Annotated in this window: 27 protein-coding genes, 1 tRNA gene, 1 rRNA gene and 1 other annotated feature; of the genes, 15 read left to right on the forward strand and 14 right to left on the reverse strand. The window is 51.1% G+C overall.

From position 1 onward, the window contains the following. Nucleotides 1-76: 76 nt before the first annotated feature. Complete coding sequence (gene smpB, locus HV237_RS06420; RefSeq protein WP_003031211.1) at nucleotides 77-559, reverse strand: SsrA-binding protein SmpB; 483 nt, start codon at nucleotides 557-559, stop codon at nucleotides 77-79. Between the two features lie 154 nt (nucleotides 560-713). Between smpB and ratA the strand changes: the two genes are divergently transcribed. Continuing rightward, nucleotides 714-1157, forward strand: coding sequence for a type II toxin-antitoxin system toxin RatA (ratA, locus tag HV237_RS06425; protein ID WP_003031213.1), 444 nt, complete (start codon nucleotides 714-716; stop codon nucleotides 1155-1157). Continuing rightward, entirely contained in the window at nucleotides 1141-1437 is a 297-nt protein-coding gene (locus tag HV237_RS06430) for an RnfH family protein (protein ID WP_003839823.1), read from the forward strand. The genes ratA and HV237_RS06430 overlap by 17 nt, the downstream gene beginning before the upstream one ends. Nucleotides 1438-1487: 50 nt before the next feature. Here the strand turns inward: HV237_RS06430 and bamE are convergent, their stop codons facing one another. From bamE to nadK, 3 genes are all read right to left on the reverse strand, one after another. Next, nucleotides 1488-1832: an outer membrane protein assembly factor BamE gene (gene bamE, locus HV237_RS06435; protein ID WP_003826401.1), complete on the reverse strand. Its 345-nt coding sequence runs from the start codon at nucleotides 1830-1832 to the stop codon at nucleotides 1488-1490. A gap of 149 nt (nucleotides 1833-1981) precedes the next feature. Beyond that, the gene (gene recN / locus HV237_RS06440) at nucleotides 1982-3643 is read right to left on the reverse strand and encodes a DNA repair protein RecN (RefSeq protein WP_047358989.1); all 1662 of its coding nucleotides are present in this window, start codon (nucleotides 3641-3643) and stop codon (nucleotides 1982-1984) included. An 85-nt stretch (nucleotides 3644-3728) separates the two neighbouring features. Next, nucleotides 3729-4607 (reverse strand): NAD(+) kinase, encoded by an 879-nt coding sequence (gene nadK, locus HV237_RS06445; protein WP_016154073.1) that lies wholly within the window; start codon nucleotides 4605-4607, stop codon nucleotides 3729-3731. 122 nt (nucleotides 4608-4729) lie between these two features. Between nadK and grpE the strand changes: the two genes are divergently transcribed. Continuing rightward, on the forward strand, nucleotides 4730-5323 hold the full coding sequence (gene grpE, locus HV237_RS06450) for a nucleotide exchange factor GrpE (RefSeq protein ID WP_003031221.1): 594 nt from the start codon (nucleotides 4730-4732) through the stop codon (nucleotides 5321-5323). Between the two features lie 50 nt (nucleotides 5324-5373). Here grpE and HV237_RS06455 read toward each other — a convergent pair whose 3' ends face one another. Both HV237_RS06455 and HV237_RS06460 read right to left on the reverse strand, forming a co-directional pair. Further along, the gene (locus HV237_RS06455; protein WP_008785520.1) at nucleotides 5374-6663 is read right to left on the reverse strand and encodes an HlyC/CorC family transporter; all 1290 of its coding nucleotides are present in this window, start codon (nucleotides 6661-6663) and stop codon (nucleotides 5374-5376) included. Between the two features lie 18 nt (nucleotides 6664-6681). Continuing rightward, nucleotides 6682-7473: an inner membrane protein YpjD gene (locus HV237_RS06460; protein ID WP_003031224.1), complete on the reverse strand. Its 792-nt coding sequence runs from the start codon at nucleotides 7471-7473 to the stop codon at nucleotides 6682-6684. Between the two features lie 165 nt (nucleotides 7474-7638). Here HV237_RS06460 and ffh point away from each other — a divergent pair, with 165 nt between their 5' ends. From ffh to rplS, 5 genes are all read left to right on the forward strand, one after another. Further along, complete coding sequence (ffh, locus tag HV237_RS06465; RefSeq protein ID WP_003031226.1) at nucleotides 7639-9000, forward strand: signal recognition particle protein; 1362 nt, start codon at nucleotides 7639-7641, stop codon at nucleotides 8998-9000. 253 nt (nucleotides 9001-9253) lie between these two features. After that, nucleotides 9254-9502 carry a 30S ribosomal protein S16 gene (gene rpsP / locus HV237_RS06470; protein WP_003031228.1) on the forward strand — a complete coding sequence of 83 codons (249 nt, stop codon included), beginning with the start codon at nucleotides 9254-9256 and terminating at the stop codon, nucleotides 9500-9502. An 18-nt stretch (nucleotides 9503-9520) separates the two neighbouring features. Then, a complete protein-coding gene (rimM, locus tag HV237_RS06475) occupies nucleotides 9521-10069 on the forward strand; it encodes a ribosome maturation factor RimM (protein ID WP_003031230.1) in 549 nt (182 codons plus the stop codon). 44 nt (nucleotides 10070-10113) lie between these two features. Next, nucleotides 10114-10881, forward strand: coding sequence for a tRNA (guanosine(37)-N1)-methyltransferase TrmD (gene trmD, locus HV237_RS06480; RefSeq protein WP_016157187.1), 768 nt, complete (start codon nucleotides 10114-10116; stop codon nucleotides 10879-10881). Nucleotides 10882-10922: 41 nt separating this feature from the next. Further along, a complete protein-coding gene (rplS, locus tag HV237_RS06485) occupies nucleotides 10923-11270 on the forward strand; it encodes a 50S ribosomal protein L19 (protein WP_002914145.1) in 348 nt (115 codons plus the stop codon). A gap of 127 nt (nucleotides 11271-11397) precedes the next feature. On the opposite strand, the gene HV237_RS06490 is transcribed toward rplS, so the two are convergent. The 4 genes from HV237_RS06490 to HV237_RS06505 form a co-directional block, all read right to left on the reverse strand. Further along, the gene (locus HV237_RS06490) at nucleotides 11398-11880 is read right to left on the reverse strand and encodes an OmpA family protein (RefSeq protein WP_047358988.1); all 483 of its coding nucleotides are present in this window, start codon (nucleotides 11878-11880) and stop codon (nucleotides 11398-11400) included. 10 nt (nucleotides 11881-11890) lie between these two features. After that, entirely contained in the window at nucleotides 11891-13117 is a 1227-nt protein-coding gene (dgcN, locus tag HV237_RS06495) for a diguanylate cyclase DgcN (RefSeq protein ID WP_016157186.1), read from the reverse strand. Beyond that, on the reverse strand, nucleotides 13110-13628 hold the full coding sequence (locus HV237_RS06500) for a YfiR family protein (protein WP_016157185.1): 519 nt from the start codon (nucleotides 13626-13628) through the stop codon (nucleotides 13110-13112). The genes dgcN and HV237_RS06500 overlap by 8 nt, the downstream gene beginning before the upstream one ends. Nucleotides 13629-13786: 158 nt before the next feature. Further along, entirely contained in the window at nucleotides 13787-14161 is a 375-nt protein-coding gene (locus HV237_RS06505; protein WP_047358987.1) for a DUF2799 domain-containing protein, read from the reverse strand. Nucleotides 14162-14376: 215 nt separating this feature from the next. Between HV237_RS06505 and aroF the strand changes: the two genes are divergently transcribed. Both aroF and tyrA read left to right on the forward strand, forming a co-directional pair. Next, nucleotides 14377-15447: a 3-deoxy-7-phosphoheptulonate synthase AroF gene (aroF, locus tag HV237_RS06510; protein ID WP_016154067.1), complete on the forward strand. Its 1071-nt coding sequence runs from the start codon at nucleotides 14377-14379 to the stop codon at nucleotides 15445-15447. A gap of 10 nt (nucleotides 15448-15457) precedes the next feature. Next, entirely contained in the window at nucleotides 15458-16579 is a 1122-nt protein-coding gene (gene tyrA / locus HV237_RS06515) for a bifunctional chorismate mutase/prephenate dehydrogenase (protein ID WP_016154066.1), read from the forward strand. 101 nt (nucleotides 16580-16680) lie between these two features. On the opposite strand, the gene pheA is transcribed toward tyrA, so the two are convergent. From pheA to bamD, 4 genes are all read right to left on the reverse strand, one after another. Then, the gene (gene pheA, locus HV237_RS06520) at nucleotides 16681-17841 is read right to left on the reverse strand and encodes a bifunctional chorismate mutase/prephenate dehydratase (RefSeq protein WP_016154065.1); all 1161 of its coding nucleotides are present in this window, start codon (nucleotides 17839-17841) and stop codon (nucleotides 16681-16683) included. Between the two features lie 22 nt (nucleotides 17842-17863). Beyond that, nucleotides 17864-17989: a sequence feature (Phe leader region), on the reverse strand. Further along, nucleotides 17941-17988 (reverse strand): pheA operon leader peptide PheL, encoded by a 48-nt coding sequence (gene pheL, locus HV237_RS06525; protein WP_100250063.1) that lies wholly within the window; start codon nucleotides 17986-17988, stop codon nucleotides 17941-17943. Its footprint overlaps the feature before it by 48 nt. Before the next feature lie 102 nt (nucleotides 17990-18091). Next, entirely contained in the window at nucleotides 18092-18430 is a 339-nt protein-coding gene (gene raiA, locus HV237_RS06530) for a ribosome-associated translation inhibitor RaiA (protein ID WP_003031244.1), read from the reverse strand. A gap of 268 nt (nucleotides 18431-18698) precedes the next feature. Then, a complete protein-coding gene (bamD, locus tag HV237_RS06535) occupies nucleotides 18699-19436 on the reverse strand; it encodes an outer membrane protein assembly factor BamD (RefSeq protein ID WP_016154064.1) in 738 nt (245 codons plus the stop codon). 131 nt (nucleotides 19437-19567) lie between these two features. Between bamD and rluD the strand changes: the two genes are divergently transcribed. The 5 genes from rluD to HV237_RS06560 all read left to right on the forward strand — a co-directional run bounded on the left by rluD (nucleotide 19568) and on the right by HV237_RS06560 (nucleotide 26098). Continuing rightward, nucleotides 19568-20548: a 23S rRNA pseudouridine(1911/1915/1917) synthase RluD gene (gene rluD / locus HV237_RS06540; protein ID WP_046275988.1), complete on the forward strand. Its 981-nt coding sequence runs from the start codon at nucleotides 19568-19570 to the stop codon at nucleotides 20546-20548. Continuing rightward, nucleotides 20545-21276, forward strand: a complete 732-nt coding sequence (gene yfiH / locus HV237_RS06545; protein WP_016154062.1) for a purine nucleoside phosphorylase YfiH — start codon at nucleotides 20545-20547, stop codon at nucleotides 21274-21276. Before rluD ends, yfiH begins: the two co-directional genes overlap by 4 nt. Before the next feature lie 129 nt (nucleotides 21277-21405). Continuing rightward, nucleotides 21406-23979, forward strand: a complete 2574-nt coding sequence (gene clpB, locus HV237_RS06550; RefSeq protein WP_016154061.1) for an ATP-dependent chaperone ClpB — start codon at nucleotides 21406-21408, stop codon at nucleotides 23977-23979. A 416-nt stretch (nucleotides 23980-24395) separates the two neighbouring features. Beyond that, nucleotides 24396-25937: ribosomal RNA gene (locus tag HV237_RS06555) — 16S ribosomal RNA — on the forward strand. An 85-nt stretch (nucleotides 25938-26022) separates the two neighbouring features. After that, nucleotides 26023-26098: transfer RNA gene (locus HV237_RS06560), tRNA-Glu, on the forward strand. Nucleotides 26099-26189: the final 91 nt, after the last annotated feature.

Raw genomic sequence — 26189 nt, forward strand, 5'->3', positions numbered from 1 at the left:
TGTATTGTGTGGGTTTCGATAACTAAAAAATAAGAACCAGTCTCAGGAGGAGAGACTGGTCACAGGGGAGTAGCATTTAGCGGCCAGCATTTTTCATGATACGCGCTTTATCTAACTGCCATTCGCGTTCTTTCACATCAGAGCGCTTGTCGTGCTGTTTCTTACCTTTCGCAACGCCAATTTTCACTTTGCACCAGGCATTCTTCCAGTACAACGAAAGCGCAACGACGGTATAACCATCACGATTCATACGACCATACAGGGAGTCGAGTTCACGCTGGTTTAACAACAGTTTACGGGTTCGGGTGGGGTCGCATACCACGTGTGTTGAGGCCACCGCCATCGGCGTGAAGTTGGCGCCAAACAGGAACGCTTCGCCGTCTTTGAGTATGACATAGCTGTCGCCGATGTTGGCTTTACCCGCGCGCAGGGATTTGACTTCCCAACCTTGCAGGGCGAGTCCTGCTTCGAACTCTTCTTCAATAAAGTATTCGTGTCGTGCGCGCTTGTTTAGCGCGATTGTGGCTGAGCCAGGTTTGTGTGCTTTTTTCTTCGTCATAATGCCGCTCAGTATAGGTAATCTGGAATCGAAAAACACCCCATTTCATCCAGCGGGGCGCAAGGCGCTATCTTAGCACGAGTTAGGCTATAGCGTTTTTTTTAGCGGGTGATAAATGGTATTATTTGTGTGATTGATATTGATGGGAATTGTTATGCCTCAGATTAGCCGGACCGCTTTAGTACCCTACAGTGCGGAACAGATGTATCAGCTAGTGAATGACGTTAAGTCCTATCCTCAGTTTTTGCCGGGTTGCACCGGTAGCCGCGTACTGGAGTCGACTCCGGGACAAATGACGGCCGCTGTGGATGTCTCGAAAGCAGGGATCAGTAAAACGTTCACCACGCGCAATCAACTGACCAGTAATCAGAGCATTCTGATGCATCTGGTCGATGGGCCGTTCAAGAAGCTGATTGGCGGCTGGAAGTTTACGCCACTGAGTCATGAAGCGTGTCGTATTGAATTTCACCTCGATTTTGAGTTCACCAATAAGTTAATCGAGCTGGCGTTTGGCCGTATCTTTAAAGAACTGGCTTCAAATATGGTGCAGGCCTTCACGGTTCGCGCGAAAGAGGTTTACAGTGTCAGCGTCGGCTAAAATTGTCGTTGAAGTGGCGTACGCGCTACCCGAGAAACAGTATTTACAGCGCGTAACGCTGCAGCAGGGCGCAACGGTGGAAGAGGCTATCCGCGCTTCCGGGCTGCTGGAATTACGTACCGATATCGATCTCAGTAAAAATAAAGTGGGTATCTACAGCCGTCCGGTAAAGCTTGCTGATGTTCTGCATGACGGCGATCGGGTGGAAATTTACCGGCCACTGATTGCTGACCCAAAAGAGCTGCGCAGACAGCGAGCAGAGAAATCCGCTAAAAAGTAACAGACAATAAAAAAGGTGCTCATTGAGCACCTTTTTTTGATCTCTCAAACCTACTTGTTATCGGTCAAAGCGGGTTTGTTATCAATGTTGGTCAATACGCCGCTGCTGTTAAAGGTCAGCGTCAGCGTTTGCTGGGTTACGCCTTCATGTCCAGGTTGCTGACGGAACACATAAAACCAGGTATTAGTGCCAAAAGGATCGGACATCATTGGTGTACCCAGAGCATAAGCAACCTGCTGTTGCGTCATACCCGTGCGCACTTTAGCGACATCGGTAGGTGTCAGATAATTTCCCTGGTTGATGTCAGGGCGGTAAACCACTCGCTCCAGAGTGGAACAGCCTGCAGTCAACATCAGTAGTACTGCTGCAGCAGCAGTCAGCGTTTTACAGCGCATAGTGATTTGATTCCTTTTCGGGCCCGAGCAGTACGCGGCTCATATGTAATATGCCGATGATAATAGACCTTTCACCACTTTAAAACCTTTTGCTGTCGGGTCGGTCGGCGATTTTATGTTGAACTCAGACCTTCACAAGGTAAAAAAGTTTATGCCGCCAGCAGTTCTTTTGCATTTGCGAGGGTATTGCGCGTCACTTCGCTACCGCCAAGTAGACGGGCTAATTCCTGCAGGCGCGCGCGTTTATCAAGCGGCTGCATGTGTGTTTCCGTCATCGCGCCATCTGTTTCTTTGCTGACATAGAAATGTTGATGACCACAGCCCGCAACCTGCGGCAGGTGAGTAACACACATTACCTGCGTTGACTCGCCCAACTGTCGCAACATTTTACCCACTACCGCAGCCGTCGGGCCGCTGATACCAACATCCACCTCATCGAAAATTAGCGCAGGCGTTTCCATCTTACGTGCTGTAATGACCTGAATAGCCAGCGCAATACGTGACAGTTCCCCGCCGGAAGCGACTTTCGCAATTGGCTGTAACAGCTGACCTGGGTTAGTGGTTACTTTAAACTCCACGCGATCGGCACCGTCTGCGCTCAGATGGTGCTCCTCAAATTTCACATCAATGCAAAAGACACCGTGCGGCATCGAGAGAGCATGCATGCTCTCTGTAATAAGTTGTCCCAGTTCCTGCGCATAATGCTGACGCTGTTGGTGCAGCATTTTTGCCGTTTCCAGCGCCTGCTGGTGGTGATTGTTCACCGCCAGGGTTAAGGTTTCGAGCGAGTCGGCCTGATCGTCCAGTTGCTGTTGTTCATCCAGCAGCGACTGATAGAACTGTGGCAGCACTTCAGGGGCAACATGATGCTTACGCGCCAACGAGATTTGCCTGGAGATACGCTGTTCGAGTTCGAACAAGCGGTTAGGGTCTAAATCCAGACGATCGCAATAGTGGCGCAGCTCGTCGCTGGCTTCGCTGAGCTGGATGGTGGCCTCTTCCAGCATATCCAGAATACCTGAAAGTTTGCCGTCCATGCCTGCCAGTTCAGTGACCAGGTGTTTTGCGGTGTACAGTTGGCTTTGCAGATTGATGTCTTCACCATCAGCCAGGATAGCCAGCGCCTGTTGGCTGGTGGTGAGCAATTGCCCACTGTTAGCCAGGCGCTTGTACTCTTCATCGATTTGCTCAAACTCACCCGGCTGGGGATTGAATTCGTTCAGTTCCTTTAACTGGTATTGCAACAATTCCGCCCGGGCTGCGCGTTCCAGGCTTTGTTGCTGATGATGCGCCAGGTCACGGCAACTTTGGTGCCATAGTTGGTAGCGCGCAGCCATTTCCTGGGTCAGAGACGCTTCATTGGCGTAACCATCAAGCAGGGATTTTTGGTGTTCTGATTTTGTCAGGAGCTGATGCGCATGCTGGCCATGGATTTGAATAAGTAACTGACCCAGCTCGCGCAACTGCGATAACGGAACGGCGGTTCCGTTAATAAACCCACGGGAGCGGCCATCGCTGCTGATAACGCGACGCAGCAAACACTCACGGCCTTCCTCAAGCTGGTTCTCTTCCAGCCAGCGCAGGGCTGCGGGGGTATCTTTTAAGGCAAAACGGGCGCAGAGGTCGGCTCGCATGGCGCCTGCACGCACCATGTCTGCGTCTGCGCGTCCGCCCAGACACAAACCGAGAGCATCAATGGCAATGGACTTACCCGCACCGGTCTCACCGGTGATAACGGTCATTCCGTTCTGGAAATCGATCTCAAGTTCACGAACGATAGCAAAATTGCTGATGGTCAGTTGTGCCAACATAGCTGTTTTCCTGTATGAAAAACCATAACTGTAATTTCATACAGTATAAACTGGTTTTTTATACAGTAAAGAGGTTGGCGTTAAATTAGAATAATTTTTTTGACCAACCAAGCTTAGTGCTTAATGTGTTGAAATAGCTGTAATCTTTTGGATGTATCAGGTTCAGATGATAATCACAGCGGCGAATCAATACGTCTTCACCTTCCTGTATAGGTAGGGCGATTTGGCTGTCACAGCTGATCTCCAGATCGTTACGGCGATGGGAAAAGCGCAGGCGAATGGTGCTGCTACTGTTGATCACCAGCGGTCGCGCGGAAAGCGTATGCGGAAACATGGGTACCAGCGTAATGGCATCCAGAGAAGGCGTCAGAATTGGGCCTCCGGCAGAGAGCGAGTAGGCGGTAGAGCCGGTCGGCGTCGAGATAATCAGCCCATCTGAACGTTGGGAGAAGGCAAAAATTTCATCGATATAGACTTCAAATTCAATCATGTGCGCCACTTTCCCGGGGTGCAGCACAACTTCATTGATGGCAGTGCTAATGCGCTTCTGGCAATCCTGTTGACACACCTGAGCTTCGAGTAAAAAGCGCTTTTCGCTGATGTAGTGGCCTTCAAGCACGTCAGCTAACTGTTGCTGGGCATTGTCTGGGTCAAGGTCGGTCAAAAAACCGAGGTTGCCGCGGTTAATGCCAATAACCTTGATGTCATAACGTGCCAGGGTGCGTGCGGCGCCCAGCATATTGCCGTCGCCGCCGACTACCACGGCGAGGTCTGCCTGTTGGCCAATTTCTGCGAGCGTGCCGGTTTTCACATTTTTCAGTTGCAGTTCGTGGGCGATTTGTTGCTCAACGATAACCTCATAACCTTTGGTGCACAGCCAACGGTAGAGCATTTCATGTGTGGTCAGTGCAGTGGGGTGACGTGGATGCCCCACAATGCCAATACACTTGAAATGTTTGTTCATTTTCTCGAGGTCCTTGTAACGAAGATTAGTGACAATGTGAGTACTTCCCTTGAATCCCTGAATCTGATCCCCATAATAAGCCAAGTTAGCGAGATGAATGCGAAAAAAACGCGGAGAAATTCATGAGTAGTAAAGAACAGAAAACGCCTGAGGGGCAAGCCCCGGAAGAAATTATCATGGATCAGCACGAAGAAGTTGAGGCGGTTGAATCAGACGCTTCTGCTGAGCAGGTGGATCCGCGCGATGAAAAAATTGCGAATCTGGAAGCTCAGCTTGCTGAGGCCGAAACTCGCGAGCGCGACAGCGTGTTGCGTATCAAAGCGGAAATGGAAAACCTGCGTCGTCGTACCGAACTGGACGTAGAAAAAGCGCATAAGTTTGCTCTGGAAAAATTCGTCAACGAACTGCTGCCGGTGCTGGATAGCCTGGACCGCGCGCTGGAAGTGGCGGACAAAGATAATGACGCTATGGCGGCGATGGTTGAAGGTATTGAGCTGACCCGTAAGTCAATGCTGGATGTCGTGGCGAAGTTTGGTGTACAGGTGGTTGCGGATATCGATGTGCCGATGGACCCGAACGTGCACCAGGCAATTGCAATGGTAGAGTCCGACGACGTTGCTGCCGGTAATGTGCTGATGGTAATGCAAAAAGGCTATACCCTGAACGGACGTACCATCCGCGCCGCGATGGTCTCTGTGGCGAAAGCCAAAGGCTAATCAGCCTTCAGGCCGGGTAATGCTCACGCGCTACCCGGCCTGAATTACTCTCACTGGTCCGACACGCTTTCCCGTAGCGGTTTGACCGGCAATACCTGCACCTGTTTAATCATATTGTCCTGCACGTCGAGAATATCGATATCGTACTGTCCAATGCGCACACGCGTGCCGGCAACCGGGATCTCTTCCAGCGCTTCAAGAATAATACCATTCACGGTACGTGCGTCATCTTCCGGCAGGTGCCAGTTAAACGCCTTATTGATTTCACGAACGTTGGCGCTGCCGTCAATGATCACCGAGCCATCATTCTGCGGCGTTACCTCTTCGGCAAGCGTGGGTGACATTGAAGTGGTGAAGTCGCCGACAATCTCTTCCAGAATATCTTCGACCGTGACCAGCCCCTGAATATCGCCATATTCATTGACAACCAGACCCACTTTCTTCTTGTTTCGCTGAAACTTAATGAGCTGGGTGCTGAGAGGCGTACCTTCCGGGACGTAATAAATTTCGTCGGCGGCACGTAACATAGTCTCTTTGGTGAACTCTTTTTTCTCTGCCATCAATCGCCAGGCTTCACGTACGCGCAGCATACTGATGGCGTCGTCCAGCGAGTCGCGGTACAGCACAATACGGCCGTGTGGAGAGTGCGAAAGCTGACGCACGATTGACTTCCAGTCATCGTTAATATCAATGCCGATGATTTCGTTACGCGGGATCATAATGTCATCGACGCTGACTTTTTCCAGATCCAGCACTGACAGCAGCATATCCTGGTTACGGCGTGAAATTTGCGAGCGCGATTCATTCACCAGCGTTCGCAGTTCATCTTTACTCAGCGAACCGCTCACCACGATATCCGTTTTGATGCCCATCATGCGCATAAGTAGCCGCGTGATGGTGTTGAGTAGCCACACCAACGGCATCATCAGAATCTGCAGTGGAGCCAGCAGTACACTGCTCGGATAGGCGACTTTTTCTGGATACAGCGCGGCAATAGTCTTGGGCAGTACTTCGGCAAAAACCAGCACGACAAACGTCAGTACCCCAGTGGCAATAGCGACACCCGCATCGCCATACAGGCGCATACCGACAATGGTGCCGAGCGCGGAGGCCAGAATATTCACCAGATTATTACCGATGAGCACCAGGCTTATCAGGCGGTCCGGCTTACGAAGTAGCTTTTCAACGCGTTTTGCCTGACGATTCCCCTGCTTGGCCCGATGACGTAGACGATAGCGATTCAGGGTCATCATTCCGGTTTCAGAACCGGAAAAATAGGCGGAAATGACCACCATGATGAGAAGCGTGATAATGAGCGTGGTGGTGGAGATGTGTTCCACGTAGGGTTCCTTAAAGATTTAACTCACGAACTGCTGCAGGATACGACTGCCGAAATAGGCCAGCGTTAGAATGCCTGCGCCTGCGACGTTAAACCATACGACGCGACGTCCGCGCCAGCCTTCATGGTAATGCCCCCACAACAGAACGATATAGACAAACCATGCCACGATAGAGAGAACGGCTTTATCAATGTTCTCGGTACTGAACAGGTTATGCATGTAAAACAGGCCAGTGCACAAGGTGAGCGTCAGCAGAACCACGCCAATTTGGGTGATATGAAACATTTTCCGCTCAATACTCATTAGCGGCGGCATCTCATTGCTGAAGGCCAGTTTTTTGTTTTTCAACTGGTAGTCGATCCATGCCAGTTGCAGCGCATAGAGTGCGGCGATAATCAGCGTGGCGTAAGCGAATAGCGATAGCCCGATGTGAATCATCATGCCCGGTGTAGCTTCGAGATGGGTGATGAACTCGTTCGGCATAAACGTGGCGAAGGCCAGGTTGATTAGCGCAAAGGCGTAGACAATGGGCAGCAATAGCCAGCCACGATTGCGGGAAGCGACGATAGTCATTACCGTACAGATCATCAGGCTAACCAGTGAGCCGACGTTCAACAGACTCAGGTTTTGTCCGCTTTCACCGCCGGGCAGAATTCGCGCTTCCAGGGCGATAGCATGACTTACCAGCGCGACGACCGCAGAGAGAATAGCCATACGCCGCCAGCCGCTGTTTTTTTGCAGCAGAGCGGGAATAATCAGCGCAAGGCTGACTGAGTAGGCGACAAGGGCGAGCAGAGCAAAAACGGGCATATAGGTGTCGACAGTTGGCCAGTGATAAAGAAAAGCAGTATAGCGTTACGTGACCGCTGCTCCAACCGTTGCATAACAACAAAGGCGGCTTCATGTTATACTGCGACAAATTTCTGTTGATGTGTCGCTGTCGCGACCGACCGTTTCCACCCCAGGCGAGAGACAATGTTTGATAATTTAACCGATCGTTTGTCGCGCACGCTGCGCAATATCAGTGGCCGTGGACGCCTTACTGAAGACAACGTTAAAGAGACGCTGCGCGAAGTGCGCATGGCGCTGCTGGAGGCTGACGTAGCGCTGCCGGTAGTGCGTGAGTTTATCAATCGCGTAAAAGAGAAAGCGGTTGGTCATGAAGTTAACAAAAGCCTGACGCCGGGTCAGGAGTTCGTCAAGATTGTCCGTAACGAACTGGTTGCGGCAATGGGCGAAGAAAACCAGACCCTGAATCTGGCTGCACAGCCGCCAGCCGTTGTGCTGATGGCTGGTCTGCAGGGGGCGGGTAAAACGACCAGTGTCGGTAAGCTGGGGAAATTCCTGCGTGAGAAGCACAAGAAGAAAGTGCTGGTGGTCTCCGCGGACGTTTATCGCCCGGCGGCGATAAAACAGCTGGAAACGCTGGCCGAGCAGGTCGGTGTGGACTTCTTCCCGTCGGATGTCGGCCAGAAGCCGGTCGATATCGTTAACGCCGCGCTGAAAGAAGCCAAACTCAAATTCTACGACGTGCTGCTGGTGGATACCGCCGGTCGCCTGCACGTTGATGAAGCGATGATGGACGAAATCAAACAGGTCCACGCTTCTATTAAGCCGGTTGAAACGCTGTTTGTGGTCGACGCCATGACCGGTCAGGATGCCGCGAATACCGCAAAAGCCTTCAACGAAGCGCTGCCGTTAACCGGTGTCGTGCTGACCAAAGTTGATGGTGATGCTCGTGGTGGTGCGGCGCTCTCTATTCGTCATATCACCGGCAAGCCGATTAAATTCCTCGGCGTCGGCGAGAAAACCGAAGCGCTGGAGCCGTTCCACCCGGATCGTATTGCTTCGCGTATTCTCGGCATGGGTGACGTGCTGTCGCTGATCGAAGATATCGAAAGCAAGGTTGACCGCGCGCAGGCAGAGAAATTAGCCAGCAAGCTGAAAAAAGGCGACGGCTTCGATCTCAACGATTTCCTTGAGCAGCTCAACCAGATGAAAAACATGGGCGGCATGGCAAGCCTGATGGGCAAGCTGCCGGGCATGGGGCAGATCCCAGACAACGTGAAATCGCAGATGGACGATAAAGTGCTGGTGCGTATGGAAGCCATCATCAACTCGATGACGATGAAAGAACGCGCTAAGCCGGAAATCATCAAAGGTTCCCGTAAACGCCGTATTGCTGCCGGCTGCGGTATGCAGGTACAGGACGTAAACCGCCTTCTGAAACAGTTCGACGACATGCAGCGCATGATGAAGAAAATGAAGAAAGGCGGTATGGCGAAGATGATGCGTGGCATGAAGGGTATGATGCCGCCAGGCTTCCCTGGTAGATAAATATTTCGGGCTACCTAATTTGCCTTTTTGACGCCGGGGTGGGCTCGAAATGCTCACGTACTGCATGTACGTTCCGCTTTCTGCGCGCACGCCGACGCCAAACTGGCTGCAATGGTAATGCCCTGGTATAAAGCCTCATCACATGTTGATTGCTTTTTTCCCAGAAATCAGTAAAATTTTCGGGCTTTTAATATGACACCCGGGCTCCGTTCCTCGATGGGGCCTGGGTGTTTTATTCACACAAGAGGATGTTATGGTTACTATTCGTTTAGCTCGTCACGGCGCTAAAAAGCGTCCGTTCTACCAGGTTGTTGTTACCGACAGCCGTAATGCACGCAACGGTCGCTTCATCGAGCGCGTTGGCTTCTTTAACCCAATCGCTAGCGAAAAAGAAGAAGGCACTCGCCTGGATCTGGATCGCATCGCTCACTGGGTTGGCCAGGGCGCGACTATTTCTGATCGCGTAGCTACGCTGATCAAAGCAGCAAACAAAGCAGCTTAATCTGTCACGGTGGTCATGATGAGCAAGCAACTCGCCGCGCAGGCTCCTGTGGAACCCATCGTTTTGGGGAAAATGGGGTCTTCTTACGGTATCCGTGGTTGGCTCAGAGTGTTTTCTTCCACTGAAGACGCCGAAAGCATTTTTGACTATCAGCCCTGGTTTATCCAGAAGGCGGGTCAGTGGCAGCAAGTACAGCTGGAAAGCTGGAAGCACCACAATCAGGATCTGATCATCAAGCTGAAAGGCGTTGACGATCGTGATTCGGCGAATCTACTGACTAATTGCGAAATTGTCGTGGATTCCTCGCAGTTGCCAGCGCTGGAAGATGGTTCCTACTACTGGAAAGACCTTATGGGCTGCCAGGTAGTGACCACTGAAGGTTACGATCTCGGTAAAGTCGTCGATATGATGGAAACCGGTTCGAATGACGTCATTGTCATTAAGGCAAACCTGAAAGATGCGTTTGGTATCAAGGAACGTCTTGTACCGTTCCTCGATGGGCAGGTTATCAAAAAAGTCGATCTCGCTACTCGCACTATCGAAGTAGATTGGGATCCTGGTTTTTAAACCACCGGATAAACGGTAAAAGTCGGCGTTATGGGGATTGGCTTGTGTTTATAGGTATCGTTAGCCTGTTTCCAGAAATGTTCCGCGCAATTACCGATTACGGGGTAACTGGCCGGGCAGTAAAAAATGGCCTGCTGAACATCCAGAGCTGGAGTCCTCGTGACTTTACTCATGACCGGCACCGTACCGTGGACGATCGTCCTTACGGCGGCGGACCGGGGATGTTAATGATGGTGCAACCTTTACGGGACGCCATTCATGCAGCAAAAGCTGCGGCTGGTGAAGGCGCAAAGGTGATTTATCTGTCACCTCAGGGACGCAAGCTTGATCAAGCGGGCGTTAGCGAACTGGCCACGAATCAAAAGCTGATTCTGGTGTGTGGTCGCTATGAAGGAATAGATGAGCGCGTGATTCAAACCGAAATTGACGAAGAATGGTCAATCGGCGATTACGTTCTCAGCGGTGGTGAGTTACCGGCAATGACGCTGATCGACTCCGTTTCTCGGTTTATTCCGGGAGTTCTGGGTCATGAAGCTTCGGCAATCGAAGATTCGTTTGCTGACGGGTTGCTGGATTGCCCGCACTATACCCGACCTGAAGTGTTAGAACAGATGGAAGTACCGGCGGTGTTACTGTCGGGGAACCACGCTGAGATACGTCGCTGGCGTTTAAAACAGTCGCTGGGCCGGACCTGGCTTAGAAGACCTGAACTTCTGGAAAACCTGGCTCTGACTGAAGAGCAAGCAAGGTTGCTGGCGGAGTTCAAAACGGAACACGCACAACAGCAGCATAAACATGATGGGCTGGTCTGAGACCCCCAAATATCAGTTTACCCAGGATAAGAGATTAAATTATGAGCAACATTATTAAGCAACTTGAACAAGAGCAGATGAAGCAGGACGTACCTTCCTTCCGTCCGGGTGATACCGTGGAAGTGAAAGTATGGGTTGTTGAAGGTTCCAAAAAACGTCTGCAGGCATTCGAGGGCGTGGTTATCGCTATTCGTAACCGCGGTCTGCACTCTGCATTCACTGTTCGTAAAATTTCCAACGGCGAAGGCGTTGAGCGTGTCTTCCAGACTCACTCTCCGGTAGTTGACAGCATTGCTGTTAAACGTCGTGGTGCTGTTCGTAAAGCTAAACTGTACTACCTGCGTGAGCGCACTGGTAAGTCTGCTCGTATCAAAGAGCGTCTTAACTAAGATTCGCGCAAGCGACATCCTGTTAGAAAAGGGCTGGCCGAAAGGCTGGCCCTTTTTTTATTCCGACCTTACTCTTTTGTTTTATTGCAATTGGATGGCTGCGCGGCGCGCAGCCAGTTGAGGACTTTTACGGCGTAGCGATCACGACTGCAACCCGGCGGTTTTCAGCACGACCTTTTGACGTCTGATTACTGGCAATCGGGTATTTTTTCCCGAGTCCCTGAGTTGTCAGGTTAGAGCGGGGAATATTGGCGCCCTGTGCCCAGGCATCGGCGACCACATTCGCGCGTTTGAGCGACAGCGCTTCGTTGTAGCTGTCTTCGCCGTAGTTATCGGTATGACCATCCATACGCGCATGGTTTAACCCGGTAGCTGCCAGTTTGGATGCCATTTCCTGGATCTGCTTTTCACTTTCAGGGCGGAGCTTATAGTCGTTTTTGTCAAACAGGATGTTGTCAGACAGACCAAGAGACCAGTCTCCGGAAGCTTCGGTAAATCCGTACGATTTCATGGCTGCAATTTGCTCCGGGGTAAATTTTCCCTGAGGTGCCTGACAGCCTGCCAAAATCAGTAAAAGCAGAAGAAACGGGGATGATAGACGTTTTAGCATGTGTAAGTCCTTATTTTTTAATAATGCGTTCAGAACGCAAATTTTTGGCCTGATACATATTTTTATCGGCAAGTTCTTGTAATTTCTCGGCAGAGGCATGTTCCCACGTCAGCGCAAAACCAATGCTGAGTGTCATGCTTGCCTGATGACCGTTATGCAGGTCAAAAGGTCGGTTAAACTCGTGTGACAGTGCCGCGCAGATCCGCTGAACTTCGTATTCAGAGTGAACGCTGTACAGCACCATAGCGAACTCATCGCCGCCAAGTCTGTAGGGGTGATGTCGATTACCACCAAACTCGGCCAGCCTGTTTGCAACTTCAATCAGGACCCGATCCCCCGCTGCGTGGCCCCAGGTATCATTAATAAATTTAAAATTATCACCATCAAGGAATAACAGTGCGGAGCTGCTGTGGGCGGCATGGTCATTCATCAGGGCGTTAATGCTGCTGCGAAATGCGGCGCGATTCGCCAGGCCGGTCAGCGGATCGTGTAGCGCCGTACGCAAAAGCTGGGCGTTCTTTGCCTGCAGTTTAAGTTGCCACTCCTCCATCTCGTCCAGAAGACTATTAAAATCCTGGGCAAAAAGGTGAAACTCTTCAATGCGCTCTTCTGAAACGCGCCGTGAAAAGTTACGGTTGGTACGAACATCATGTACCACCTCGGTTATATTTTGCAGGGCTTCCACGACGCCATTATGTAAATAACGAGTGAGCATTAATGCAATGCCAGAGGCCAACAGAATGCACCCGGTAAGGACGGCCAGCGACAAATAGATGAAATGGCTGATAACACTATCGCGCGCAGTCAATCGCACTTCGCCGATGACGTTGCCATTATGCAAAATAGGTTGAGTGACCGGTTGTGGGAACAGCCAGTGGCTGATAAGTCCGCTGATTTTTTCAGTGGTATCCTGCGCGTTATAGCGCCAGGTGGCGATCACCTTCTGGTTTTTATTACGAACTTCTGCAACGGAAAATTGCCCCTGCTGGCCTAGTGCTGCCAGCGTTTCAGTTGCTGCGACGCCATCAGAAAAAACTAATGCTGCTTCAAGCGTGCGGGTCATGGTTGCAGCGGTCAGATCCAGGTTCTTTTGCGCATACTGTCTCAATGCCAGCACCGAAGAAATGCTGAGCAGCAGCCAGATCAGCGTCATAGTTACCAGAACGCTGATTATGCTGATACGCCGTAATGTCCGCTTAAACGTCGGGCGTGTTATGGGAGAATGGCCCTTATCCATGCTTCTGATTCCGTGCAAGCATTAATACGTCCGGACTGACCCTTACGCCACTGCGTGAAAGGGAATCCATATTTACGGAAAATCTCACATCTTCATCTTTAATTATGAGGCAAAAGGCGCTGCCAATAACGCATTCGGGGTTCTGTTCGGCAATTAATAGCAATGCCTTAGACGGATATTTATTCTTTAATTCCACCTGATAAGTAGGGGATTCTTTTCCAAAATAAAAACCGTCACACTGCGAAACTAATATTTCTTGTTCCGTACGAATGATGACGGGAAGATAGGGTAATGCTCCGGCACTGGTATCTCCCAGGACACTGGAAAAACGCGATGAAGAGAAAATACACAGTTTGGGGGGCCCGGACAGTGCAGGCCAGCGCGTATAACTAACGATGCCGGAAACCATAGCGCGTACAGATTTTGCTTCTTCCGTAACGCTTTGGGCGTACAGCGGTAATCCGGTCAGGAGCAGTGCCAGTAGAAGTATGAGTCGGTAAGAATAGCTCATGAATAGTTACCTACCAGCGTTTGCCGTAAAACGTCGAAATACATTCAAGATTATTTAGGACAAAATAACATTATTTTCCTAAGCCGTCATTATGCCAGGTGGAAAGCTATTAGTGATTTAAGTTAAATGTTAGTAATTTATAAAATATAAGCTATTGTTTAATTTAATCTTATTGAGGTGGCACCTTCGTTTGCTCCTTTTTGCCAGGCACTGTGTAACTGGTCAATATTTTCGACCGTATCACAACTTGAGGGAAAGGTTTTCCCGGTCAAACCTCTGGCGTAAACAAAATCCGGCTGGCAGATTTTACGTTGTCCCTCGGCATAACCCTTAAGATATTCCGTACGATCGACTTCGGGGTCATTGTAGTTGTCGGCAAGAGTTTCATTATCTTTAACGGCATACCCCGAAATGGCATCTTGTATTCCGGCGTCGTACCAGGCGGTTCCCGTCCATGTGGGGGCGTGGGTATAAGGATCTATCTGACATCCGCTAAGAAGTAATAGAAATAGAGTGCTGATGAGTTGCTTCATTGCCTGTACTCCCTCGTTTTTTTAAGCATAGTGGATCTCAATACCGGATGGTGTAAATTTTAATGTACGCAATGGAGGGCGTGCTCTGTCATTAAAGTGTGTGTTGTAAATTAAAATTTACGGTTTGTGGATTGAAATCTTTACCTGTTGTGTTATCGTTATCACCTCCTCGCTGAGGACCAACTATCGCAAACGAGCTAAACAGGATCACCACCATGCAAAAAGACGCGCTGAACAACGTACATATTACCGACGAACAGGTTCTGATGACTCCGGAGCAGCTGAAAGCTGAATTCCCGCTGAGCCAGGCGCAAGAAGCGCAAATCTCCCAGTCGCGTAAAACCATTTCAGATATTATCTCTGGTCGCGATCCGCGCCTGCTGGTGGTATGTGGCCCGTGTTCCATTCACGATCCTGAAATGGCTATTGAGTACGCTCGTCGGTTTAAAGCCCTTGCCGCAGAGGTCAGCGATAGCCTCTACCTGGTGATGCGTGTCTATTTTGAAAAACCCCGTACCACCGTCGGCTGGAAAGGGTTAATTAACGATCCTCATATGGATGGCTCTTTTGATGTTGAAGCCGGCCTGAAAATTGCGCGTCAGCTGCTGCTTGAACTGGTGAATATGGGACTACCGCTGGCAACTGAAGCGCTGGATCCCAATAGCCCGCAATACCTGGGCGATCTGTTTAGCTGGTCTGCAATCGGTGCGCGTACCACGGAATCGCAGACTCACCGCGAAATGGCTTCCGGTCTTTCGATGCCGGTCGGCTTTAAGAACGGTACTGACGGTAGCCTGGCGACCGCCATTAACGCGATGCGCGCGGCGGCACAGTCGCACCGCTTTGTTGGTATTAACCAGGCTGGACAGGTTGCACTGCTGCAAACTCAGGGTAACCCGGACGGTCACGTGATCCTGCGCGGTGGTAAAGCGCCGAACTACAGCCCGGCAGATGTCGCCCAGTGCGAAAAAGAGATGGAGCAGGCGGGACTACGACCTTCTCTGATGGTAGATTGCAGTCATGGTAACTCCAATAAAGATTACCGCCGCCAGCCTGCCGTGGCTGAATCCGTGATTGCACAAATCAAAGATGGCAATCGCTCGATCATTGGCTTGATGATTGAAAGTAATATTCACGAAGGCAACCAGTCTTCTGAACAGCCGCGTAGCGAAATGAAATACGGCGTGTCTGTAACTGATGCCTGCATTAGCTGGGAAATGACGGATGCGCTACTGCGTGAAATTAGCCAGGATTTAAACGGCCAGCTGTCGGCGCGTGTAGCATAAGAGGTTGGTTATGGTTGCTGAATTGACCGCATTACGCGATCAAATTGATGAAGTCGACAAGGCGCTGCTGGGTTTACTGGCACGTCGCCTGGAGCTGGTGGCCGAAGTCGGTGAAGTAAAAAGCCGCTTTGGGCTGCCTATCTACGTGCCGGAACGGGAAGCCTCTATGCTGGCCTCCCGCCGGGCGGAAGCGGAAGCCCTTGGCGTGCCGCCGGACCTGATTGAAGATGTGCTGCGCCGGGTTATGCGCGAGTCTTACTCCAGTGAGAACGACAAAGGATTTAAAACGCTTTGTCCTTCTCTGCGACCGGTGGTGATTGTCGGCGGCGGCGGTCAGATGGGACGTCTGTTCGAAAAAATGCTCACCCTGTCAGGTTATCAGGTACGGATCCTGGAACAGCAGGACTGGGATCGTGCGCCGGAGATCGTCTCTGATGCTGGCATGGTGATCGTCAGCGTGCCGATCCATGTCACTGAGCAGGTGATCGCCAAATTACCGCGTCTGCCGTCCGACTGCATCCTGGTGGATCTGGCTTCGGTGAAAAATGGTCCTTTGCAGGCGATGCTGGCGGCGCACGACGGCCCGGTGGTGGGATTACACCCTATGTTTGGCCCGGACAGCGGCAGTCTGGCAAAGCAGGTCGTCGTCTGGTGTGACGGACGTCAGCCGGAAGCTTATCAGTGGTTTCTGGAACAGATTCAGGTGTGGGGTGCGCGACTGCATCGGATCAGTGCTGTTGAACACGACCAGAACATGGCATTTATTCAGGCATTGCGTCACTTTGCGACCTTTGCTTACGGTCTGCATTTAGCGGAAGAGAATGTTCAACTGGAGCAGTTACTGGCACTCTCTTCGCCGATTTATCGCCTTGAACTGGCTATGGTCGGACGTCTGTTTGCCCAGGATCCGCAGCTCTATGCCGATATCATTATGTCGTCTGAGAGTAACCTTGCGCTGATCAAACGCTACTACCAACGTTTTGGTGAGGCGATCGGTTTACTGGAGCAGGGCGATAAGCAAGCGTTCATCGACAGCTTCCGTAAGGTGGAGCACTGGTTTGGTGATTATGCGAAACGCTTCCAGAACGAAAGCCGTACTTTGTTGCGCCAGGCTAACGATAGTCGCCAATAAATACGATGCTTGATGGCAACGCTGATGCGTTGTATCAGTCATACAAGGATCGGCTAAATAGAATGCCGGATAAGCGTAGCGCCATCCGGCATTGTCAAACGTTAGCTTGGATCGACCGGCACCACATTCTCACTTGGATAGCAGCCAAGTACTTTCATCGAGCGCGTAATCTCACCTAACTCCTTCAATGCTTTTTGCATCTGGGGTGATTCCAGGTTGGCCTGGATATCAAGATAAAACATTTCCTCCCAGGGATTGCCGTGAATCGGGCGTGACTCCAGTTTAGTCATAATCAGATTATGGTTGCGCAGTACCAGCAGAGCTTCTACCAGCGCACCGGCTTGTTGTCCTGTCGCCATCAGCAACGTGGTTTTTGCTGGCACCTGATCGGAAACATTGATTGCCTTGCGCGCCAGTACCACGAAGCGGGTGATGTTTTGCGTCTGATTAGCTTCGATATGCTCAAGAACCTGCAAACCGTATAGTACGCCTCCGGCTTCGCTTCCCAGAGCCGCCACGCGCGGTGAGTTAGCCTGCGCAACTTTTTCCATCGCCGCCGAGGTGCTTTCGGTGTACTCAATCTTCCAGTGTGGGTAACGACTCAGGAATTTGCTGCACTGCTGGAATGGCTGCGGATGGCTATATACCGTTTCAATGGTCTCGAGATCTGTCGTGCCGGACACCAGTAGGCAGTGGTCAATCGTGATAGTCATCTCGCCAACGATAGACAGGCTGGTGTGCTGTAGCAGGTCGTAAACGTCGTTAATCCCACCGGAACTGGTGTTTTCAATCGGAACCACTGCGTAGTCAGCTTGTCCGGTTTCGACCTGATTAAAGATATCGGCAAATTTCGCGCAGCCGCTTTCTATAAATTGTTCAAAATGGCGGGCAGCATACTGGCGTGCGGCAAGATGAGAATATGACCCTTTTGGCCCAAGGAAAGCAACGCGTGCTGAGTGCGGGTTAATTTTGTTCAGATGCTGCTGGAGCAGTGCCTGCTGAGTCAGGACGGAGTCTTCGATTATGAGCTGGAACAGGCGAGTGATGTAGTGAGCATCAAGATGATGTGCTTTGCCAAGCTGAATCAGTCGGTCCAACAGATCGCGCTCACGGTCGATATCACGAACTGGACGATGTGAAAGGAGCTTAGCTTTGCCAACTTCTACGGCCAGTCCACGTCGCTCAGCCAGCAGGGCCAGTAATTTTTCATCCAGCGTGCTGATCTTATCGCGCAGCGCCAGCAATGGGTTTTCCGATGTCATAGTGTTGCCTTTCTTGTTATCAATAAAAAAGGCCCCCCGTTGTGGGAGGCCTTATTGTTCGTCTTCGCATTCTTTATCACACGACGAAACGCCTCCCATTCAGGGGAAGGTAAAAAAGAATGCGAAGAAGAACGGGACAAGTTTCATGTAATTTTCCTTTGGCTACGTCAGTAAAGTACCCGTACTGTTTTCACCCTGTCAACAAAAAACGCGCCCGGAGGCGCGTTGGCGATACACTCAATGTAAGGGACTACTCTTCTTCTGCTTCGACGAAGTTGGCGTCTTTGACTGAAGTTGTTGCACGACGGGCTTCGCCTTTGTGCTGCACTTTATTGAGCTGCCGTTCCAGCTTGTTGATCAAATCGTTAATTGCGGTGTACATATCCTCGTGTTTTGCGCTGGCGACCAGATGTCCGTTCGGTGTATTGATGGTGGCATCAGCAATGAAACCCTGCGGCTCCTTAGACAGAATGATATGTGGATTAATCAGATGAGTTTGCCATTTTTCGAGTTTGGCGAGACGGTCTGCGACATGCTGGCGAATTGCCGGAGTAATTTCCATTTGTTTACTGGTAATGTTCATTGTCATAAATTTTACCTCTTGTCTTTCCCGTCTTGGTGATTCCAGCATACCGTTCCTAATGTCAAAATGTGTGATGTTAATCACATTTTTTTGTCGCTTTTTGTCAAGAAAACCTTTTTGTGAGGCACCGCAGGAACAAGCGATTTTTTACTTGAGGAATACCTGAAAGCAGGCCATATTTGATGAGATGCGTTGCGGCTAAACCGCTTCAGTTGTGGTGTTTACGGATAAAAAAACGGCAGCCTTTGGGCTGCCGTTTGCATTCTGAGATAAATCAGGTATTGCTGCTGTTGGCGGCAATGATTTTCGCTACTTTTTCTGCCTGCGCATTCATCTGCATCTGGCGATAAGCATTTTCCATCAACGGCAGGGCATTGCGTGTTGCCTGGGTATCCGGGAAGTCGCGCAGCATGCCTTCTACACGGTTTACCACGGCAACCCATGCACCGCGGGCAGTGTAGTATTCCACAACGGAATATTCATACTTCGCCAGACGGTCTTTCAGGAATACCAGACGTTTGGTGGCGTCAGTGGTGTACTGGCTGTTCGGATAGCCACGTACCAGTTTGGAAAAGTCATTAAACGCAGCTCGGGCATGTTGCGGATCGCGATCGCTGCGATCAACACCAAAGAATCCTTGCAGTGCGCTATCATCCAACGCCATATTGGTCAGGCCACGCATATACATGACATAATCAATGTTAGGGTGTGTCGGGTTAAGACGAATAAAACGATCGATGGCAGCCTGAGCAAGTGGCAGATCGGCGTTTTTGTAGTAGGCGTAGATGAGATCTAATTGCACCTGCTGAGAATACGGTCCAAATGGATAACGGTTATCCAACGCTTCTAATTGCGTTATTGCCTGTTTCCAGTTACCGTCCTGCAGCTTTTGCTGAGCAGTCGCGTAGATTTCATTTGGCGGATTATCGGGCACCTCTTCCTTTGAACCAGAGCAACCCGCCAAAAACAGGCTCAACGTGGCTGCTGCCACCAGATATTTCATGCGCGTCATGACGTTTTGACTTTCCTCAAAATGTTTTACGGGAGATTCTCTGTTCCTGCTCCCGGTTAAGACCAGCTACAATAGCACACTATATTAAACGGCAAAGCCGTAAAACCCAACGTTAAACGAAGAAGCAGTTTATGGCACAACGAGTAGAACTCACCGCAACAGTCTCCGAAAATCAGCTCGGTCAACGCTTAGATCAGGCTTTGGCCGAATTGTTCCCTGATTATTCGCGATCGCGCATAAAAGAATGGATCCTTGACCAGCGCGTACTGGTAAATGGCAATCTTTGCGATAAACCGAAAGAAAAAGTGTTGGGTGGAGAGCGCGTCTCCATCACTGCAGAAATTGATGAAGAGGTTCGTTTTGAACCTCAGGATATCCCACTGGATATCGTTTATGAAGATGACGATATTCTTGTCATCAACAAACCCCGTGACCTCGTAGTGCATCCGGGGGCCGGTAATCCTGATGGCACGGTATTGAATGCATTACTGCATTACTACCCGCCAATCGCGGATGTTCCACGTGCTGGTATCGTGCACCGTCTGGATAAAGACACGACCGGATTAATGGTGGTGGCAAAAACCGTTCCGGCGCAAACGCGTCTGGTGGAGTCGCTGCAGCTGCGTGAAATTACCCGTGAGTACGAAGCCGTGGCGATTGGTCATATGACGGCAGGCGGAACCGTTGAGGAACCGATTAGCCGCCACCCGACCAAGCGTACGCACATGGCGGTACACCCGATGGGGAAACCGGCGGTGACGCACTATCGCATTATGGAACACTTCCGTGTGCACACGCGTCTGCGGCTGCGTCTGGAAACCGGACGTACGCACCAGATCCGCGTGCACATGGCGCATATCACCCATCCGCTGGTGGGCGATCAGGTCTACGGCGGTCGTCCGCGTCCACCGAAAGGCGCTTCTGACGAATTTATCTCCGTTCTGCGTAAGTTCGATCGTCAGGCGCTTCACGCGACTATGCTGCGTTTATATCACCCAATTTCAGGTATCGAAATGGAATGGTACGCACCGATTCCACAAGATATGGTGCAATTGATTGAAGTGATGCGCGCTGATTTCGAAGAACATAAGGATGATATTGCCTGGCTATGAGTAAGCTAATTGTCCCGCAGTGGCCGATACCGCAAGGTGTTGTGGCGTGTAGTTCTACCCGTATTGGCGGTGTTAGCATGCCGCCTTATGATTCGCTGAATCTGGGCGCCCATTGCGGCGACAACCCGGAGCATGTTGAAGAGAACCGCAAGCGGCTGTTTGCTGCGGGCAATCTGCCGTCAAAGCCAGTCTGGCTGGAGCAGGTCCACGGTAAGGATGTCCTGAAACTGACCGGCGAGCCTTATGCCTCCAAACGTGCGGATGCTTCTTACAGCAATACGCCGGGCACCGTGTGTGCAGTGATGACGGCCGACTGTCTGCCGGTGCTGTTTTGCAATCGCGCTGGAACGGAAGTCGCGGCGGCACATGCGGGTTGGCGCGGATTATGCGCAGGCGTGCTGGAAGAGACGGTGGCGTGTTTTGCCGACAAACCTGAAAACATTATTGCCTGGCTAGGCCCGGCGATTGGCCCGAACGCGTTTGAAGTGGGAGCAGAAGTTCGCGCAGCGTTCATGGCGAAAGATCCGCAAGCGGACCTCGCATTTGTACCGCATGGTGATAAATATCTGGCGAATATTTACCAGCTTGCGCGTCAGCGTCTGGCAAATATCGGAGTAGAGAACATCTACGGTGGCGACCGTTGCACCTTCAGCGAAAGTGAGACGTTCTTCTCTTATCGTCGCGACAATACCACGGGTCGTATGGCAAGTTTTATTTGGCTGATATAACCTAAAGAATCAAGACGATCCGGTACGTGTAATTTTCTTTTCACATAATTCAGGTCATTCACCTTGAATAATTGAGGGATGACCTCATTTAATCTCCAGTAGCAATTTTGACCTGTTATGGGAGGAGTTATGCGTCTGGATCGTCTTACTAATAAATTCCAGCTTGCTCTTGCCGATGCCCAGTCACTCGCATTGGGGCACGACAATCAATTCATCGAACCACTTCATCTAATGAGCGCCTTGCTGAATCAGGAAGGGGGATCGGTACGTCCTTTATTAACGTCTGCTGGCATTAATGCTGGCCAGTTACGTACAGCCATTGACCAGGCGTTGAGCCGGTTGCCGCAGGTAGAAGGTACCGGCGGTGATGTGCAACCTTCTCAGGATCTGGTGCGTGTACTGAATCTTTGCGACAAGCTGGCGCAAAAACGTGGGGACAACTTTATTTCGTCAGAACTGTTCGTACTGGCGGCGCTTGAGTCACGCGGTACGCTGACCGATTTACTAAAATCAGCAGGTGCGACGACCGCGAATATCACTCAGGCAATTGAACAAATGCGTGGAGGTGAAAGCGTGAATGACCAGGGGGCAGAAGACCAACGTCAGGCCTTGAAAAAATATACCGTCGACCTGACCGAACGTGCCGAGCAGGGCAAACTCGATCCGGTTATCGGGCGTGATGAAGAAATTCGCCGTACCATTCAGGTACTGCAGCGTCGTACTAAAAATAACCCGGTGTTAATCGGCGAACCAGGTGTTGGTAAAACGGCCATCGTTGAAGGGCTGGCCCAACGAATTATCAATGGTGAAGTGCCGGAAGGCTTAAAAGGTCGCCGTGTGCTGGCGCTGGATATGGGCGCGCTGGTGGCTGGGGCCAAATATCGTGGTGAGTTTGAAGAACGCTTAAAAGGCGTGCTGAACGATCTCTCGAAACAGGAAGGCAATGTCATCCTGTTTATTGATGAGCTGCATACCATGGTTGGGGCGGGTAAAGCCGATGGCGCAATGGACGCCGGGAACATGCTGAAACCTGCGCTGGCACGCGGGGAACTGCACTGTGTAGGCGCAACAACGCTTGATGAATATCGCCAGTACATCGAAAAAGATGCGGCACTGGAACGTCGTTTCCAGAAAGTATTTGTAGCCGAACCTTCAGTAGAAGACACCATCGCGATTCTGCGTGGCCTGAAAGAACGTTATGAGCTGCACCACCATGTGCAGATCACTGACCCGGCGATTGTTGCGGCAGCTACGCTGTCTCACCGCTATATTGCCGATCGTCAGTTGCCGGACAAAGCTATCGACCTTATCGATGAGGCGGCATCCAGCATTCGTATGCAGATTGACTCCAAGCCGGAGGAACTCGACAGACTCGACCGCCGTATTATCCAGCTCAAACTGGAACAGCAGGCATTAATGAAAGAGTCTGATGAGGCGAGTAAAAAACGTCTCGATATGCTCAACGAAGAGCTGGACGATAAAGAGCGCCAGTATTCTGAATTAGAAGAAGAGTGGAAAGCTGAAAAAGCATCCCTTTCGGGAACGCAAACTATCAAGGCTGAGCTGGAGCAGGCGAAAATCGCCATCGAACAGGCGCGTCGTGTCGGCGACCTGGCGCGGATGTCTGAACTGCAGTACGGCAAAATTCCTGAACTGGAAAAACAGCTGGAAGCAGCCACCCAGTCTGAAGGAAAAACCATGCGTCTGCTGCGTAATAAAGTCACGGATGCAGAAATTGCAGAAGTGCTGGCGCGCTGGACCGGGATCCCGGTTGCTCGCATGCTGGAAGGCGAACGGGAAAAACTGTTGCGTATGGAGCAGCAGTTGCACAGCCGCGTGATTGGCCAGAACGAAGCGGTGGAAGCCGTTTCTAACGCCATCCGTCGTAGCCGTGCTGGCTTGTCCGATCCGAATCGCCCGATTGGTTCGTTCTTGTTCCTCGGCCCAACCGGTGTCGGTAAAACTGAACTGTGCAAAGCGCTGGCAAACTTTATGTTCGACAGTGATGATGCCATGGTGCGTATCGATATGTCCGAGTTTATGGAGAAACACTCGGTGTCTCGTCTGGTCGGGGCGCCTCCGGGATATGTCGGCTATGAGGAAGGTGGATATCTGACAGAAGCGGTACGTCGTCGTCCTTACTCTGTCATCCTGCTGGATGAAGTGGAGAAAGCGCACCCGGATGTGTTCAATATTCTGTTGCAGGTGCTTGATGATGGTCGTCTGACTGACGGGCAGGGGAGAACGGTCGACTTCCGTAATACGGTTGTCATCATGACCTCGAACCTGGGGTCCGATCTGATTCAGGAACGCTTCGGTGAGCTGGACTACGGCCACATGAAGGATATGGTCCTGGGCGTCGTGAGCCATAATTTCCGCCCGGAATTCATCAACCGTATAGATGAAGTTGTTGTATTCCATCCGTTGGGTGAGCAGCACATTGCTTCTATTGCACAGATCCAACTGCAACGTCTGTACAAACGTCTGGAAGAGCGTGGCTATGAAATCCATATCTCTGACGAGGCGCTTAAACTGCTGAGTGCGAATGGTTACGATCCGGTGTATGGCGCACGTCCACTCAAACGTGCTATCCAGCAACAGATCGAAAACCCGCTGGCGCAGCAAATTCTGTCTGGTGAGCTGATTCCTGGCAAAACGATTCGGCTGGAAGTGAATGACGATCGCATTGTGGCAGTGCAGTAAGTCACAAAACGACAATAAACGAGCCCTGCGGGGCTCGTTTTTGTTTAAAAACAAAGCAAAAATCAATGTAATGGTTGAAAAGTAGTCGCTTGATAAGTTTTTTGTATTTTTAACTTGTCAGCCTGAAATAACTCCCTATAATGCGCCTCCACTGACACGGAACAACGGATTACAAACCGCCGGGTCAGCGGAGAAAAGCGAAAATAAACGCTTGACTCTGTAGCGGGATGGCGTAATATGCACACCCCGCGCCGCTGAGAAAAAGCGAAGCGGCACTGCTCTTTAACAATTTATCAGACAATCTGTGTGGGCACTCGAAGATACGGATTCTTAACGTCGCAAGACGAAAAATGAATACCAAGTCTCTGAGTGAACACGTAATTCATTACGAAGTTTAATTCACGAGCATCAAACTTAAATTGAAGAGTTTGATCATGGCTCAGATTGAACGCTGGCGGCAGGCCTAACACATGCAAGTCGAACGGTAGCACAGAGGAGCTTGCTCCTTGGGTGACGAGTGGCGGACGGGTGAGTAATGTCTGGGAAACTGCCCGATGGAGGGGGATAACTACTGGAAACGGTAGCTAATACCGCATAATGTCGCAAGACCAAAGAGGGGGACCTTCGGGCCTCTTGCCATCGGATGTGCCCAGATGGGATTAGCTAGTAGGTGGGGTAACGGCTCACCTAGGCGACGATCCCTAGCTGGTCTGAGAGGATGACCAGCCACACTGGAACTGAGACACGGTCCAGACTCCTACGGGAGGCAGCAGTGGGGAATATTGCACAATGGGCGCAAGCCTGATGCAGCCATGCCGCGTGTATGAAGAAGGCCTTCGGGTTGTAAAGTACTTTCAGCGAGGAGGAAGGTGTTGTGGTTAATAACCGCAGCAATTGACGTTACTCGCAGAAGAAGCACCGGCTAACTCCGTGCCAGCAGCCGCGGTAATACGGAGGGTGCAAGCGTTAATCGGAATTACTGGGCGTAAAGCGCACGCAGGCGGTCTGTCAAGTCGGATGTGAAATCCCCGGGCTCAACCTGGGAACTGCATCCGAAACTGGCAGGCTAGAGTCTTGTAGAGGGGGGTAGAATTCCAGGTGTAGCGGTGAAATGCGTAGAGATCTGGAGGAATACCGGTGGCGAAGGCGGCCCCCTGGACAAAGACTGACGCTCAGGTGCGAAAGCGTGGGGAGCAAACAGGATTAGATACCCTGGTAGTCCACGCCGTAAACGATGTCGACTTGGAGGTTGTGCCCTTGAGGCGTGGCTTCCGGAGCTAACGCGTTAAGTCGACCGCCTGGGGAGTACGGCCGCAAGGTTAAAACTCAAATGAATTGACGGGGGCCCGCACAAGCGGTGGAGCATGTGGTTTAATTCGATGCAACGCGAAGAACCTTACCTACTCTTGACATCCACGGAACTTGGCAGAGATGCCTTGGTGCCTTCGGGAACCGTGAGACAGGTGCTGCATGGCTGTCGTCAGCTCGTGTTGTGAAATGTTGGGTTAAGTCCCGCAACGAGCGCAACCCTTATCCTTTGTTGCCAGCGATTCGGTCGGGAACTCAAAGGAGACTGCCAGTGATAAACTGGAGGAAGGTGGGGATGACGTCAAGTCATCATGGCCCTTACGAGTAGGGCTACACACGTGCTACAATGGCATATACAAAGAGAAGCGACCTCGCGAGAGCAAGCGGACCTCATAAAGTATGTCGTAGTCCGGATTGGAGTCTGCAACTCGACTCCATGAAGTCGGAATCGCTAGTAATCGTGGATCAGAATGCCACGGTGAATACGTTCCCGGGCCTTGTACACACCGCCCGTCACACCATGGGAGTGGGTTGCAAAAGAAGTAGGTAGCTTAACCTTCGGGAGGGCGCTTACCACTTTGTGATTCATGACTGGGGTGAAGTCGTAACAAGGTAACCGTAGGGGAACCTGCGGTTGGATCACCTCCTTACCTTAAAGAACCGACCTTTGTAGTGCTCACACAGATTGTCTGATGAAAAGTAAATAGCAAGGCGTCTTGCGATTGAGACTTCAGTGTCCCCTTCGTCTAGAGGCCCAGGACACCGCCCTTTCACGGCGGTAACAGGGGTTCGAATCCCCTAGGGGACGCCACTTGCTGGTATGTGTGAGTGAAAGTCGCCGACCGAAGTATCTCAAAACAGACTTTCGAGTCTCGTTTGAGATATTTGCTCTTTAAAAATCT

The sequence above is a fragment of the Citrobacter sp. RHBSTW-00570 genome (assembly GCF_013739755.1).
Taxonomy (GTDB): Bacteria; Pseudomonadota; Gammaproteobacteria; order Enterobacterales; family Enterobacteriaceae; genus Citrobacter; species Citrobacter braakii.

What these genes read in the sequence shown, in the direction of transcription:
- yfiH (WP_016154062.1), top strand. Translation starts at nt 20,545, where the DNA reads ATGAGTAAGCTAATTGTCCCGCAGTGGCCGATACCGCAAGGTGTTGTG.
- nadK (WP_016154073.1), bottom strand. Translation starts at nt 4,607, where the DNA reads ATGAACAAACATTTCAAGTGTATTGGCATTGTGGGGCATCCACGTCAC.
- bamD (WP_016154064.1), bottom strand. Translation starts at nt 19,436, where the DNA reads ATGACGCGCATGAAATATCTGGTGGCAGCAGCCACGTTGAGCCTGTTT.
- clpB (WP_016154061.1), top strand. Translation starts at nt 21,406, where the DNA reads ATGCGTCTGGATCGTCTTACTAATAAATTCCAGCTTGCTCTTGCCGAT.
- HV237_RS06505 (WP_047358987.1), bottom strand. Translation starts at nt 14,161, where the DNA reads ATGAAGCAACTCATCAGCACTCTATTTCTATTACTTCTTAGCGGATGT.
- aroF (WP_016154067.1), top strand. Translation starts at nt 14,377, where the DNA reads ATGCAAAAAGACGCGCTGAACAACGTACATATTACCGACGAACAGGTT.
- rluD (WP_046275988.1), top strand. Translation starts at nt 19,568, where the DNA reads ATGGCACAACGAGTAGAACTCACCGCAACAGTCTCCGAAAATCAGCTC.
- grpE (WP_003031221.1), top strand. Translation starts at nt 4,730, where the DNA reads ATGAGTAGTAAAGAACAGAAAACGCCTGAGGGGCAAGCCCCGGAAGAA.
- smpB (WP_003031211.1), bottom strand. Translation starts at nt 559, where the DNA reads ATGACGAAGAAAAAAGCACACAAACCTGGCTCAGCCACAATCGCGCTA.
- pheA (WP_016154065.1), bottom strand. Translation starts at nt 17,841, where the DNA reads ATGACATCGGAAAACCCATTGCTGGCGCTGCGCGATAAGATCAGCACG.
- ratA (WP_003031213.1), top strand. Translation starts at nt 714, where the DNA reads ATGCCTCAGATTAGCCGGACCGCTTTAGTACCCTACAGTGCGGAACAG.
- rimM (WP_003031230.1), top strand. Translation starts at nt 9,521, where the DNA reads ATGAGCAAGCAACTCGCCGCGCAGGCTCCTGTGGAACCCATCGTTTTG.
- bamE (WP_003826401.1), bottom strand. Translation starts at nt 1,832, where the DNA reads ATGCGCTGTAAAACGCTGACTGCTGCTGCAGCAGTACTACTGATGTTG.
- recN (WP_047358989.1), bottom strand. Translation starts at nt 3,643, where the DNA reads ATGTTGGCACAACTGACCATCAGCAATTTTGCTATCGTTCGTGAACTT.
- raiA (WP_003031244.1), bottom strand. Translation starts at nt 18,430, where the DNA reads ATGACAATGAACATTACCAGTAAACAAATGGAAATTACTCCGGCAATT.
- ffh (WP_003031226.1), top strand. Translation starts at nt 7,639, where the DNA reads ATGTTTGATAATTTAACCGATCGTTTGTCGCGCACGCTGCGCAATATC.
- HV237_RS06490 (WP_047358988.1), bottom strand. Translation starts at nt 11,880, where the DNA reads ATGCTAAAACGTCTATCATCCCCGTTTCTTCTGCTTTTACTGATTTTG.
- tyrA (WP_016154066.1), top strand. Translation starts at nt 15,458, where the DNA reads ATGGTTGCTGAATTGACCGCATTACGCGATCAAATTGATGAAGTCGAC.
- HV237_RS06460 (WP_003031224.1), bottom strand. Translation starts at nt 7,473, where the DNA reads ATGCCCGTTTTTGCTCTGCTCGCCCTTGTCGCCTACTCAGTCAGCCTT.
- rplS (WP_002914145.1), top strand. Translation starts at nt 10,923, where the DNA reads ATGAGCAACATTATTAAGCAACTTGAACAAGAGCAGATGAAGCAGGAC.
- HV237_RS06500 (WP_016157185.1), bottom strand. Translation starts at nt 13,628, where the DNA reads ATGAGCTATTCTTACCGACTCATACTTCTACTGGCACTGCTCCTGACC.
- rpsP (WP_003031228.1), top strand. Translation starts at nt 9,254, where the DNA reads ATGGTTACTATTCGTTTAGCTCGTCACGGCGCTAAAAAGCGTCCGTTC.
- dgcN (WP_016157186.1), bottom strand. Translation starts at nt 13,117, where the DNA reads ATGGATAAGGGCCATTCTCCCATAACACGCCCGACGTTTAAGCGGACA.